14 protein-coding genes and 2 tRNA genes are annotated in these 13,381 nt (G+C 38.7%); 14 read left to right on the top strand and 2 right to left on the bottom strand.

Annotated elements, in window-relative coordinates; genetic code table 11:
- The first annotated feature begins 7 nt into the window (after nt 1-7).
- The 9 genes from jag to rsmA all read left to right on the top strand — a co-directional run bounded on the left by jag (nt 8) and on the right by rsmA (nt 8,519).
- Nucleotides 8-1,045 (top strand): RNA-binding cell elongation regulator Jag/EloR, encoded by a 1,038-nt coding sequence (gene jag / locus RG565_RS00520; RefSeq protein WP_003041762.1) that lies wholly within the window; start codon nt 8-10, stop codon nt 1,043-1,045.
- A 92-nt stretch (nt 1,046-1,137) separates the two neighbouring features.
- Nucleotides 1,138-1,770, top strand: coding sequence for a hypothetical protein (locus tag RG565_RS00515; RefSeq protein ID WP_049514462.1), 633 nt, complete (start codon nt 1,138-1,140; stop codon nt 1,768-1,770).
- Between the two features lie 154 nt (nt 1,771-1,924).
- A complete protein-coding gene (rpmH, locus tag RG565_RS00510; protein ID WP_003026476.1) occupies nt 1,925-2,059 on the top strand; it encodes a 50S ribosomal protein L34 in 135 nt (44 codons plus the stop codon).
- A 129-nt stretch (nt 2,060-2,188) separates the two neighbouring features.
- Entirely contained in the window at nt 2,189-2,968 is a 780-nt protein-coding gene (locus RG565_RS00505) for a TatD family hydrolase (RefSeq protein WP_247936831.1), read from the top strand.
- The gene (gene rnmV, locus RG565_RS00500; RefSeq protein WP_106083621.1) at nt 2,968-3,540 is read left to right on the top strand and encodes a ribonuclease M5; all 573 of its coding nucleotides are present in this window, start codon (nt 2,968-2,970) and stop codon (nt 3,538-3,540) included. The genes RG565_RS00505 and rnmV overlap by 1 nt, the downstream gene beginning before the upstream one ends.
- A gap of 9 nt (nt 3,541-3,549) precedes the next feature.
- On the top strand, nt 3,550-4,422 hold the full coding sequence (locus tag RG565_RS00495; RefSeq protein WP_247936830.1) for an SDR family NAD(P)-dependent oxidoreductase: 873 nt from the start codon (nt 3,550-3,552) through the stop codon (nt 4,420-4,422).
- Between the two features lie 314 nt (nt 4,423-4,736).
- On the top strand, nt 4,737-6,710 hold the full coding sequence (locus tag RG565_RS00490) for a retron Ec67 family RNA-directed DNA polymerase/endonuclease (RefSeq protein WP_247936829.1): 1,974 nt from the start codon (nt 4,737-4,739) through the stop codon (nt 6,708-6,710).
- A gap of 198 nt (nt 6,711-6,908) precedes the next feature.
- Nucleotides 6,909-7,625 (top strand): hypothetical protein, encoded by a 717-nt coding sequence (locus RG565_RS00485; RefSeq protein WP_049514469.1) that lies wholly within the window; start codon nt 6,909-6,911, stop codon nt 7,623-7,625.
- 18 nt (nt 7,626-7,643) lie between these two features.
- Complete coding sequence (gene rsmA / locus RG565_RS00480; protein ID WP_247936828.1) at nt 7,644-8,519, top strand: 16S rRNA (adenine(1518)-N(6)/adenine(1519)-N(6))-dimethyltransferase RsmA; 876 nt, start codon at nt 7,644-7,646, stop codon at nt 8,517-8,519.
- 59 nt (nt 8,520-8,578) lie between these two features.
- Here rsmA and RG565_RS00475 read toward each other — a convergent pair.
- A tRNA-Ser gene (locus tag RG565_RS00475) sits at nt 8,579-8,667 on the bottom strand.
- A gap of 125 nt (nt 8,668-8,792) precedes the next feature.
- Nucleotides 8,793-8,875 (bottom strand) — tRNA-Leu (locus tag RG565_RS00470).
- 110 nt (nt 8,876-8,985) lie between these two features.
- Between RG565_RS00470 and rsgA the strand changes: the two genes are divergently transcribed.
- Genes rsgA through RG565_RS00445 form a run of 5 tightly spaced genes read left to right on the top strand, consistent with a single transcriptional unit; the run spans nt 8,986 to nt 13,353 of the window.
- A complete protein-coding gene (gene rsgA, locus RG565_RS00465) occupies nt 8,986-9,864 on the top strand; it encodes a ribosome small subunit-dependent GTPase A (protein WP_247936827.1) in 879 nt (292 codons plus the stop codon).
- A gap of 12 nt (nt 9,865-9,876) precedes the next feature.
- A complete protein-coding gene (gene rpe / locus RG565_RS00460) occupies nt 9,877-10,536 on the top strand; it encodes a ribulose-phosphate 3-epimerase (RefSeq protein WP_049514475.1) in 660 nt (219 codons plus the stop codon).
- Complete coding sequence (locus tag RG565_RS00455; RefSeq protein ID WP_247936826.1) at nt 10,529-11,161, top strand: thiamine diphosphokinase; 633 nt, start codon at nt 10,529-10,531, stop codon at nt 11,159-11,161. Before rpe ends, RG565_RS00455 begins: the two co-directional genes overlap by 8 nt.
- Before the next feature lies 1 nt (nt 11,162).
- A complete protein-coding gene (locus RG565_RS00450) occupies nt 11,163-12,419 on the top strand; it encodes a DNA recombination protein RmuC (RefSeq protein WP_247936825.1) in 1,257 nt (418 codons plus the stop codon).
- On the top strand, nt 12,409-13,353 hold the full coding sequence (locus RG565_RS00445; protein WP_247936824.1) for a 3'-5' exoribonuclease YhaM family protein: 945 nt from the start codon (nt 12,409-12,411) through the stop codon (nt 13,351-13,353). Before RG565_RS00450 ends, RG565_RS00445 begins: the two co-directional genes overlap by 11 nt.
- The last annotated feature ends 28 nt before the right edge of the window (nt 13,354-13,381 follow it).

Below are 13,381 nucleotides of genomic sequence, written 5' to 3'. Positions count from 1 at the left end.
CGCTTGTATGGTATTATTTACAGGAGCGAGTGTTGAAGAAGCCATTCAAAATGGCTTGCGCGAGTTAGATATTCCACGGATGAAAGCACATATCAAAGTGATTTCTCGTGAGAAAAAAGGATTTTTAGGATTATTTGGCAAGAAATTAGCCCAAGTTGATGTGGAACCTATTAACGAAACAACGGTAGTAAAAGCTAACCAAAAAGCTGTCAAAGGTGTTCCGGAAGCAATCAATGCTCAAAATGAGCCCGTTAAAAGCGTGAGTGAAGCAACTGTTGACTTAGGACATGTTGTTGCAGCCATTAAAAAAATCGAAGAAGAAGGCAAAGAAATCTCAGATGATGTGAAAGCTGAAATTTTGAAGCACGAAAAAGAAGCCAGCACGATTCTTGAAGAAACAGGCACAATTGACTTATTGAAAGATAGTGACATCGTAAATTTTCAAAAATCGGTCGCTCAAGAAGAAAAGACAACTGACAAGATTATTGCTTTTGACCAAGCTGTAGAAAAGCACTCGGAAGTCCAACCGATAGCTGAGGAGCCGGCTGATTTTGAAGATTTGGGCATTCAAGTGGAAGAAGATTATGATGTTGAAGAAGTTGTTGCGAGTGTGACAGGTTATGTGCAAAACATCGTGGACGAAATGGACGTTGAAGCTAGCATTGCAAGTGCTCATAATCGTCGGACAATCAATATGCAGATTGATACCAATGAGCCTGGTCGCATTATCGGCTATCACGGAAAAGTACTGAAAGCTCTTCAATTGTTGGCACAGAATTATCTTTATAATTGCTATTCTAAGAGTTTTTACATTTCTATCAATGTTAATGATTATGTAGAACATCGAGCAGAAGTTCTACAAAGCTACGCTCAAAAGCTAGCTGATCGTGTGTTGGAATACCAACATAGTCAAAAAACCGACCCAATGTCCAACAATGAGCGGAAAATTATCCACCGTATCATTTCTAAAATGGATGGACTTACTAGCTATTCAGAAGGTGATGAGCCAAATCGTTATGTTGTTGTGGATATTGACAGTGAATAATAAACTAAGGACTGAGAAGAATTTCTTTTCAGTCTTTCTTTCCGCTTAGTCCACTAATTGACGTGCTTGAGATTGAGAAGAAAGGAGCTTACATGTCTATTTTTCCAGCTATTGAAACTTACTTAGCATTACAAGGACATAAATATATTTCTCCTGATAAAGCGGGAGAATTGAGAGAGACGATGCTTGATGTTAAACAGAAAGGTCAGACAGCACGTACGGAATTTTCAGACTTGGTTAAGCAATTTCAAACATCTTATCCAAAATTAACTCTGGAGCGTACCAGCAACTGGATGAATCAAGCTCAAATTTTGCGTCCCCATTTTTGGAACTATTTGTGTGGTTATGGCGATATCACAGAACCAATGTTTGCGCTGCGTTTATATGGGAAGCCAAGAGATTTTGGAGTATCGTTAGAAGTCAGCTTTATCGAGCGCAAGAAAGATGAAACCAGTCTGACGAAGCAAAATAGAGTTTTGCAGGTGCCAATCGCAACTCCAGTTTATTACTTGGCTCAAATAAATGGTGTCAGTCAACGATTTGCTGGGACAGAAGAAAATCGGCAGTATTTGAGCCAGCAAGTAAAAATAGGGCAAGTCCGTAAAGTCTTAGTAAAATACGATGTAGATTTAGCCCAAGCCACATCAGTAAGACAAGTGTTGGAGCAACTCCAGAAAGCTATGACAACTCTCATTCCTTTTTATGAGGCAACCAGAAAATTGTAAGAGGTTTAAGCAACCTTTTTTTAGATTTAGCAAAAACAATTTCGCGCTGCTATTGACAAAAGGCTTAGAATCATATAGAATAGTAAAGTATGTTTAGTAACTGATCACAATAGCCGGCTAAACGAATACAAGAATCTAAGAGGAGGTATTCAAAGTGAAACGTACTTATCAACCAAGTAAAATCCGTCGTGCGCGCAAACACGGTTTCCGTCATCGTATGGCAACTAAAAACGGTCGTCGCGTGCTTGCTAGCCGTCGTCGTAAAGGACGCAAAGTTTTGGCTGCATAATCCAAACGAATACAAGATGAAGAACCAACGGAAACTCGAGACCGCTGGTTTTTTTGTTGGAGAACAAAGGGACAATCTGCATTTGCTCAGAGATTTTGATATAATAGAAACTGATATAAAGAGGAATGAATGATGAACATTTTTGACACACATACACACCTCAATGTGGACAATTTTGCAGGCAAAGAAGCTGAAGAAATTGTTTTTGCACGCGAGTTAGGTGTTACCAAGATGAATATTGTGGGTTTTGATGCAGAAACCATTGAAAAGTCGCTAGCGCTGTCTCGTCAATATGATGAGCTTTACAGTACGATTGGCTGGCATCCGACGGAGGCAGGTTCTTACACGCAGGAAGTGGAGGACATGCTTGTCAGTCATTTGCATGATCCAAAAGTTATTGCTCTTGGTGAGATTGGTCTGGATTATCATTGGATGACAACACCAAAAGAAGTACAAGAGCGAGTTTTTCGGCGGCAGATTCAATTATCAAAAGATCTTGACTTGCCTTTTGTAGTGCACACTCGTGATGCCTTGGACGAAACATATGAGATTATTAAAAGTGAAGGTGTTGGTCCTCGTGGCGGCATTATGCACTCTTATTCAGGTTCTTTGGAAATGGCAGAGCGTTTTATCCAGCTTGGTATGATGATTTCATTTTCGGGTGTGGTCACGTTTAAGAAGGCTGTAGATGTGCAGGAAGCTGCGCAAAATCTCCCTTTGGATAAAATCCTAGTTGAAACTGACGCACCTTACTTAGCTCCTGTTCCAAAACGTGGTCGTGAAAACCGGACGGCTTATACTCGCTATGTTGTAGACAAGATTGCAGAACTTCGTAGTTTGACTGTCGGAGAAGTTGCGCAAGCGACCTATGAAAATGCGCTGCGAATATTTAATTTGAAAGAAGATTGATGAAAGAAAAAATTTCTCAAGTCATCGTTGTAGAAGGTCGAGATGATACAGCTAACCTTAAAAGATACTTTGACGTAGAAACTTATGAAACGAGAGGGTCTGCAATTTGTCAAAAAGACATTCAACGCATCAAACATCTCCATAACTTGCATGGAGTGATCGTTTTTACCGATCCAGATGTCAATGGCGAGCGGATTCGTAGAATGATTATGACAGAGATTCCTAGCGTTCAGCATGCTTTTTTAAAGCGCAATGAGGCAGCTCCCAAGTCTAAAAGTAAAGGAAAATCATTAGGTATTGAGCATGCTTCTTATGAAGATTTGAGGACAGCTCTTTCGCAGGTGACTAAGAATTTTGAAAAAACGACTGATTTTGACATTACACGCTCAGATTTGATTCGTTTAGGATTTCTAGCTGGAAAAGATAGCCGCAAACGTCGCGAGTTTTTAGGGAAAGAACTCCGTATTGGCTATTCAAATGGGAAACAATTGCTTAAACGCTTGGAATTATTTGGGATAAATTTAGCAAAAGTTGAGAGCGTGATGGCGCATTATCAAGAAAGTGAAAAGTAAAGGAATAGTATGAAAAAATGTATCATAACAGGTGGAAATAGCGGGATAGGTTATCAAGCAGCTAAACAGCTAGCTGATAAAGGCTGGCAGGTAACGATTTTTTGTCGTAGTAAAGAGAGAGCTGAGAGCGCCTGTGAGACAATCATTAGTGAAACTGGTAATTCTCATGTCAGCTACCTATTAGCAGATCTTTCTGACTTAACGAGTACCAAAACAGCTATTGAAAATTATATCCAGACTCAAGGAGCGCTTGATGTCTTGATAAATAATGCTGCTGACTTTGATTTATCAATTAAGCAACCAGTTTTAACCAAAGATGGATTGGAAAAGCAGTTTGCGACCAATGTTGTAACTCCTTTTTTGCTATCCCAGTCTTTTATTTCCTTATTGAAAGAGTCCGAGAGTGGTCGCATTCTCAATATTTCATCGCAAGGTTTACAAGCCTATCCTTTTATTAAATTGAATTTTGATAATCTAAAGGGCGAACAATCTTACACCCCTTCAAAAACTTATTACCAGAACAAATTAGCGCTTCTTATGCTGACCTTAGCGATGAGAGCAAGGTACAAAGACGTTACAATTCAGGCTATCAGAGTACCTAGTGTTAAGGTAGATATGAAGCGTTATAGTCACCTTTCTTCCTTTATGAAAAACCTATACAAACTGAAATCTCGATTCTCAATTTCGCCTGAAGAAATGGCACAAACCTATGTCGCTCTCGCCACGGGAAACAGCTATAACGGCTTTTTATACAATGAAAAATGCCAAGAGGTCAAAGCCAATCGCTCGGTTTATGATCAAGAGGCACAAGAGAAACTCTGGCAGCTCCTGAGCCAGTTGACCTTAGAAAAGAGAAAAAATGCGAATAGCAGACTGGGTTAATATTGAAGTGTATAAGAGAAATAATTCATATTTTTAATATGATATAATCTCATTTATTTCTATTCAAACAGAAAATTTTGTGTTAATATATAATTGCGTATGATAAGATTTTTGACTTGTGTGTTCGCAAGTATTAACGACAATGTTATAGGAGTGTCTAGCTCACTCCAGCATTCCAGCTTAAGAGGAAGGGTAAGGATGACTGCTGCTGGAAAAAATTCTTAGTGTTATTTATTTTACCATTCGGAATTATTCTATTGCTGTCGTTCGCCTAAGAGTTGTCATACGCTTTTTTCTTTTTTAAGGAAGACCTTATGAATAAATTGAAACAGTTAGAAACAAAAGATGATTTTGCAAGTCTGCTTGGGTTTAAAAATAGCAAATACATTAATTACATATTGTATAGTGTTGGGACGGATCACCTATATAAGACATTTTCTATCCCCAAGAAAAACGGTGGAGAGAGAATTATCCATGCTCCTAAAGAGAAGCTAAAACGTCTTCAAAGGAAATTAGCAGCTGTATTGTGGGATTGTTATGTTGAAAGTTTAGAAATAAAATCAAAGAATAAAAAATTTAAAATTCCAGCTATATCACATGCTTTTGAGAAAGATAAAAGTATTATTACAAATGCACAGATACATAGGAATAAAAAATATGTTCTAAATGTCGATTTAAAAGACTACTTTGATAGTTTTAATTTTGGTCGGGTAAGGGGGTTCTTTCTAAAGGATGCTACTTTTAAAGTTCCTGAAGAGATTGCGACTGTTATTGCTCAAATTGCCTGCTACAAAGGGAAGTTACCTCAAGGAGCGCCGTCTTCCCCCATTATAACTAATTTGATTGCAAAAATTTTAGATTATCGAATTGTGAAAATTGCTAAAAAATATAGGTTCGCATATACCAGGTACGCAGATGATATGACTTTTTCTACAAATCGAGATTTAAGCTCCAATAAGTCGAGAGCTTCCAAAGAATTGCAACATTTTATGGAAGAGTTAGAAAATGTAATAACGTCATCAGGATTTAAAATAAATCCTAAAAAAACACGCTTATCCGATGAAACACAACGGCAAGAGGTTACAGGACTAATTGTAAATAAGAAGATTGGTGTGAAAAGAGAGTACATCAAGAATACCCGTGCAATGGCTTTTAAGCTATATAAAGATGAAAAGTTTGAGATTGATGGAAAACAAGGGACAATGGAACAGTTAACGGGTCGCTTTGCTTTTATCTTGCAAATAAGCCAATATAACAATTATCTTTTGTATAAAAAATCTTTAGTTGAAAACAACTTCGAATATCAAAAGAATCTTTTGGGGAGAAATTCGTCAAAAAAATCTGCATCTAAATATTATTGGAAATATATTTTTTACAATAGAGATTTGAGAAAAGAATTATTTTATAATAAGCAGCACAAAAAATACAGTCTTCCTCAAGAGTTTTATAGTATTAATGAAGCTGAAAAAGAAACTTATATGTCTTTATTTGATTCCAGAGAGAAGGAATATAAAAAGTTTCTCTTTTACAAATATTTTTTTGGGAATGATAAACCGATGATAGTAACTGAAGGAAAAACTGATTCAAAGTATATAAAGGCTGCGTTAAAAAAACTTTATAAACGATATCCTGAATTAATTGAGAAAATTAATGGTAACTTTATATTTAAAATTGATTTTTTAAAACATAGTAACACAGCAGAATACCTTTTTTATGTACCAGAGGGGGGAGAAGGCTTCAAATATTGGTATAATTATTTTTCGAGTAAAATACCTAGTAATATTTTTAAACAAAAATTTCCTATAAAAGATTTAGGGCAAGATATATATCATAAGATATACCCGAATTACATTGAGTATTTTCAGACTCTAACATCCAGAAAACCGAATCATCCAACTATATTTTTATTTGATAATGAACCTGTAGGAAGTCCGCTTTATGAGTTCGCGAATCATGCGAGTGAATTACAAATTGATACAAATACTTTAAATCAAATTAGAGGAAGTAATTTTTATAGAATTAGTAAAAGAAATAGTTTGTACGTAATGGCAATACCTTTAATATCTAATATGAATAACGGAAAGTCATCTGATATTGAGGATTTACTACTTGCTTGCAATCAACCACCTGTTTTAAATGGGAAGACCTTTTCGAAAGGTGGAGGGTCAAATCATTATGGGAAAGAAATATTTTCAAAATATGTATTAAAAAATTATAAACAGTTTGATTTTATGGAATATATTCCCTTGCTAGATGGGATAAGAGACAATATTCTAGATTATAAGTAACATTATTTATGAAAAAGAGAGCCTGAATCTATTGGAAGAACTATCAAGAGAAGTGTATCATCACAGGTGGTAACAGAAAACGATTTGACTGAGTAGCCTGAAGCTTAGTCGGAAGTACTAGTAATCATTGGTAGTGTACCTTAATATCAGATAAACTATCTATTTGAATTTGTTTGGTAAAATACGAAAGGAAGCGAGATGGCAAATAGAAGCTATATTTATTTAAAAAACGGAGATGAGGCACGTGTTTTAGCAGAGGGAATTTATATGATTCCTTATTTCTGGCAACTGTTTTGGGGTGAAGAAGAGTTACAAACAGCCATTGCTCTATGGCAAAAAGCAGAAGAGCTTGAAAAAGAAGATAAAGGAAAAACAGAAGAATTTTATCGGACACAGGATATGGGGATTACTCTTTCTGTTGAAAACTTTCATCAGAATGCTCGTCGCAATCGCTCCTTTTTAGAGCAGCATGCTCCACAAACTTTGCAACTGTACGATGACTTTGTGTGTTACATTACTGCAAATATCAAAGAGGGCGATACGCTAGGATTTGACGTTTTAGAAATTATTTCTATGGACGAGTTGCCTATTGCTTCTGACAAACTTTTAAAAAATGTCCGTGCTATTCAGCAAAATCAACCGAAAGATTTGGATTTTTCTTTAACAGATAAAGATTTGCTTGGGATAGCTATGGGTTTCCCAGATGATTATGCTTCAGACATGTTGCCAGTAGATAATATTCTAAATTCGGTTGCCTACCAAGATGAGTTGAAGAAAGGTAAAAATCAAAAAAACAAGCAAATGACTGATGTGACTGAATCTACTTCAACAGAAACTAAACGCCGTATTCATCCGGCATTTTGGATTTTGCTTGTGCTGGGAATTATGCGAATTTTATATATTTTATTCAGATAACAGATAGAAAAGAGATTTATGAGAATTGCGGATTATAGTGTGACGCGGGCTGTGCTTGAGCGTCATGGCTTTACTTTTAAAAAATCGTTCGGTCAGAATTTCTTGACTGATACCAATATTTTACAAAAAATTGTGGACACAGCTGAGATTGATGAGAATGTTAATGTTATCGAAATCGGACCAGGCATCGGGGCACTGACTGAGTTTTTGGCGGAAAATGCAGCCGAAGTCATGGCTTTTGAAATTGATGATCGCTTGGTGCCGATTTTGGCAGATACTCTGCGGGATTTTGACAATGTGCACGTGGTCAATGAAGATATTCTTAAGTCAGACTTGCAAGCCCGAATCAAGGAATTTGCTAATCCAAATCTTCCTATCAAAGTGGTGGCCAACCTGCCTTACTACATTACCACTCCTATCCTCATGCACTTGATTGAGAGTGGCATTCCTTTTAGTGAATTTGTCGTGATGATGCAGCGAGAAGTGGCTGATCGTATCTCGGCGCAGCCCAATAGTAAATCTTATGGCAGTTTGTCAATAGCAGTGCAGTATTATATGACCGCCAAGGTCGCTTTTATCGTACCACGAACAGTCTTTGTTCCTGCCCCAAATGTGGATTCGGCTATCCTCAAGATGGTCCGCAGAGACCAGCCAGCAGTTGGGGTCAAAGATGAAGCTTTCTTCTTCAAAGTCTCAAAAGCTAGTTTTACCCACCGCCGGAAAACCCTCTGGAATAATCTAACCAGTTATTTTGGGAAGTCTAATGAAGTCAAAACAAAGCTAGAGTCCGCTTTGGACAATGCTGAGTTATCTCCAAGTGTACGAGGAGAAGCGCTTGATTTGCAAGAATTTGCGCATTTAGCAGACAGCTTATATGATGAAGGATTCAGATAAGTTGGATAATACTGTAAACAAAAAGCCTCGCTAAGTTCGTCTTAGTGAGGCTCTTTATAAGGAAAGGACGGGATTTGAACCCGCGCATGAATAAAATCCATTTGCCGGATTTCGAGTCCGGTGCCGTACCAAGCTGGGCCACCTTTCCAAAATTTAGAATAAGGAATTTTTGAATGGGCTCGATAGAAGCATTCAAAATAGGCTATTTCGTTTTAGGAGAGAAAGCAAAGCGCAGCATAGGCTGCAATACCAAAACACCTAACAAAATAAAAATGCGGAAAAAGGGATTTGAACCCTCACGTCCGAATGGACACATGCGCCTGAAGCATGCGCGTCTGCCGTTCCGCCATTTCCGCTCGGTATCTATTATACCACATTGGCGACGTTTTTCATCATTTTTTTGCACTAAAAAGCAAAATACTGCTTTTTTTGATATAATGAACTTATTAAGGTTAAAGGAGTTCATTTGAAAGGAACAATCGTGAAAGCCTTAGCTGGCTTCTATTATGTAGAGTCGGAAGGCAAGGTGTATCAGACCAGAGCTAGAGGGAATTTTCGCAAGAAAGGTCAAACGCCTTATGTGGGAGATGAGGTCGAATTTTCTGCTGAGAAAGATTCTGAAGGATACATTTTAAAAATAGCAGAGCGAAAAAACAGTCTGGTACGTCCACCTATTGTTAATATCGATCAGGCTGTCGTGATAATGAGTGCCAAAGAGCCAAATTTCAATCCCAATCTTTTGGATCGGTTCTTAGTTCTTTTGGAGCAGAAAGCCATTCATCCGATTATTTATATCAGTAAATTGGATTTGTTGGAGTACGATAAAGAGCTAGATGCTTTCCTTGAGGTTTACCAAGCGATTGGTTATGATACTGCCAAAACAGTAGCCGAACTATTGCCATTTTTGACAAGTAAAAAGACAGTTTTTATGGGGCAGACGGGAGTTGGCAAGTCCACTTTGCTCAATAAAATTGCACCGGATTTGCAATTAGAAACAGGTGAGATTTCAGAAAGTCTGGGCCGTGGTCGTCATACCACGCGGGCAGTTAGTTTTTACAATCTCAATGGAGGAAAAATTGCGGATACTCCGGGATTTTCTTCCTTGGATTACGAAGTGGACAATGCGGAGGATTTAAACCGAGCATTTCCTGAAATTGCTGAAGTCAGTCGCGACTGTAAATTTCGAACCTGTACTCATACGCATGAACCAAATTGTGCGGTGAAACCTGCCGTTGAAAATGGAACAATTGCAGCCTTTCGATTTGAAGATTACTTGCAATTTTTGAGTGAAATTGAACATCGTCGTGAAATCTATAAAAAAGCAGTTAAAAAGCAACCTAAATGAGGAGGAAGCTAAATGAAATCTTATAAAATTGCACCGTCTATTTTAAGTGCAGACTATGCAAACTTTGAATCAGAATTGAAAAAATTAGAAGCCACAGGGGCAGAGTACGCTCATATTGATATTATGGACGGACATTTTGTTCCCAATATCAGCTTCGGTGCGGGTGTGGTAGCGAGCATGCGACCACACAGTAGATTAGTATTTGATTGTCATCTTATGGTCTCCAATCCAGAACACCATATTGAAGATTTTGCTCGTGCGGGTGCAGATATTATCAGCATCCATGCTGAAGCAACACCACATATTCACGGAGCTTTGCAAAAGATTCGGGCAGCTGGTGTCAAGGCAAGTGTTGTTATCAATCCGGGAACGCCTGTTGAAGCGGTGAAAAACGTACTTAATCTGGTTGACCAAGTCTTAGTAATGACTGTCAATCCGGGCTTCGGTGGACAAGCTTTTCTACCAGAAACAATGGATAAAGTACGCGAATTAGTCGTTTTGAGAGAAGTGAACCAACTAGACTTTGATATTGAAGTAGACGGTGGTATTGATGATGAAACCATTCGCATTGCCAAAGAGGCTGGTGCTAATGTCTTTGTGGCAGGTAGTTATGTGTTCAAAGGTGATGTCGCTCATCAGGTTCAAACCTTGAAAGAAGCATTGCATGATTAAAATTGCTCTCTTTGCTGGTGGGACGATAGATAGCTTTCAAATGGATTTTGACCTCTTTATCGGAGTAGATAGGGGAAGCCTGTTTCTCATTGAACAAGGCATTTGCCCAGATTTAGCGGTCGGTGATTTTGATTCCGTTTCGGAGAAAGAGTTGGCTTTGATTTGTTCTCAATCGAAAGAGGTACTTCAAGCACAACCTGAAAAAGATGATACGGATTTAGAGTTGGCTGTCAAAGCTGTTTTTGCACGTTATCCACAAGCTCAACTAACGATTTTTGGTGCTTTTGGTGGGCGCTTGGATCATACTTTGGCAAATATTTTCTTACCAAGTAATCCAGAAATTGTCCCTTGTATGCAGCAAATTCGACTGTGCAATGCACAAAATGAGCTCCGCTATTGCCCTCAAGGGCGTCACGAGATAAAGCCAGTAGCTGGTATGAACTATTTAGCTTTTATGCCTGCAGACGACGGTCGTTTGACCATTGAAGGCGCCAAATATCCTTTAAACGAATCCAATTATTTTTTCAAAAAAGTGTATGCTTCTAACGAATTTATAGATGAGTCCGTTTTTTTAGAGTGCCAATCAGGTTATGTTATTGTCATTTATAGCAAAGACAGGAGTTAGTATGGAGTTTGTAATCATCCTCTTATTGCTGGGAAATCTTATTGTGACCTTTCTTTTGTGGCAAAAGAATCAGCAACAGACAGACCAAGCGAAGAAGATTTTTGAAGATCAAGCCGATCAATTATCTGATCAGTTGGATTACCGTTTTGAGCAGGAGCGGCAGCAACGCCTTCTAGCACAGCAACAGCTGGAATTAGCTCTGGGAGATCGTTTGGGAGAGGTGCGCACGGATTTACATCGAAATTTAACGGAAATGCGGTTAGAGATAAGCGAGAATCTAACTAAAAATCGTGATAAGACAGACGAACGAATGCGTCAGATTCAAGAGTCAAATGACCGTCGTTTAGAGCAAATGCGCCAAACAGTGGAAGAAAAATTAGAGAAAACGTTGCAGGCGAGATTGCAAACGTCTTTTGAAACAGTTTCAAAACAATTAGAGTCGGTCAATCGTGGCTTGGGAGAAATGCAAAATGTAGCGCGTGATGTCGGCACTCTAAACAAAGTGCTCTCCAATACCAAAACGCGTGGAATTTTAGGAGAATTGCAGCTTGGTCAGATTATTGAAGATATTATGACACCGAGTCAGTATGAACGCGAATTTGCGACGGTTGCAGGATCTAGTGAGCGCGTAGAGTATGCGATTAAATTACCGGGACAAGTGGAAAAAGAATACATCTACTTGCCGATTGATTCCAAGTTTCCGCTTGCTGACTACTATCGCTTAGAGGATGCTTACGAATCAGGAAACAAAGAAGAGATTGATTTGTACCGCAAGTCTTTGCTAGCGAGTGTCAAACGTTTTGCCAAGGACATCAATAAGAAATACTTAGCGCCTCCTGCAACAACAAACTTTGGCGTGATGTTTTTACCAACGGAAGGGCTTTATTCAGAAGTTGTTCGCAATCCGGAATTCTTTGATAATTTGCGTCGAGACGAGCAGATTGTGGTCGCAGGACCGTCTACGTTGTCTGCCCTACTCAATTCGCTTTCGGTTGGTTTTAAAACGCTCAACATTCAACGAAGTGCAGATGACATCAGCAAGGTTTTGGGCAATGTCAAATCAGAATTTAATAAATTTGGCGGTGTTTTACTCAAGGCACAAAAACATTTGCAACACGCTTCTGGCAATATTGATGAATTACTGACGCGCAGAACCAATGCTATCGAGCGAACTTTGCGCCATATTGAAATTTCGGATAAGTCGGACTTCAACGGTCTACTAGATTTCCAAGATGAAGAGGAAGAATATGAAGATTAACCAAATGAAAAAAGACGAGCTGTTTGAGGGGTTTTACCTCATCAAATCCGCTGAACTGCGTCAGACAAGGGCTGGAAAAAATTATTTGGCATTTACTTTTCAAGATGACACAGGAACGATTGAAGGAAAATTGTGGGATGCACAACCACACAATGTAGAAGAGTTTACTGCTGGGAAAGTCGTTCGCATGCAAGGGCGCAGAGAAGTTTATAACAACACCCCTCAAGTCAATCAAATTACCTTGCGATTGCCTAAAGTTGGCGAGCCAAACAATCCGGCTGATTTTAAGGAAAAACCACCGGTTGATGTCCAAGAGTTACGTGACTATCTCTCGCAAATGATTTTTAAAATTGAAAATCCAGTTTGGCAGCGTGTGGTACGGGCTTTGTATGCTAAATACGATAAAGAATTTTACTCCTATCCAGCAGCGAAAACCAATCACCACGCTTTTGAGGCAGGACTTGCTTTTCATACTGCGACTATGGTGCGGCTGGCAAATGCTATTGGTGAGATTTACCCGCAACTAAATAAGAGTTTACTTTATGCAGGAATTATGCTCCATGATTTAGCAAAGGTGCTGGAATTGACAGGCCCAGAGCAAACAGAATACACCGTTCGAGGCAATCTCATCGGACACATCGCTTTGATTGATGAAGAAATAACAAAGGTGTTGGCAGAATTAAAAATTGACGACACTAAAGAAGATGTCATTGTTCTCCGTCATGTTCTGCTAAGCCATCATGGCTTGTTGGAGTACGGCAGTCCTGTCCGTCCGAAAATCATGGAAGCTGAAATTATCCACATGATTGATAATTTAGATGCGGAAATGATGATGATGACTTCGGCTCTAGCCTTGGTTGGCGAGGGTGAGATGACCAATCGAATCTTTGCTATGGACAACCGCTCTTTCTATAAGCCTAATTTTGATAAGTAAAAAACGAAAAACGAATGTTATTGCAAAA

Source organism: Streptococcus sp. IsoGale021, assembly GCF_031142795.1.
Taxonomy (GTDB): Bacteria; Bacillota; Bacilli; order Lactobacillales; family Streptococcaceae; genus Streptococcus; species Streptococcus hominis.
This window is presented reverse-complemented; position numbering and strand designations above follow the sequence as displayed.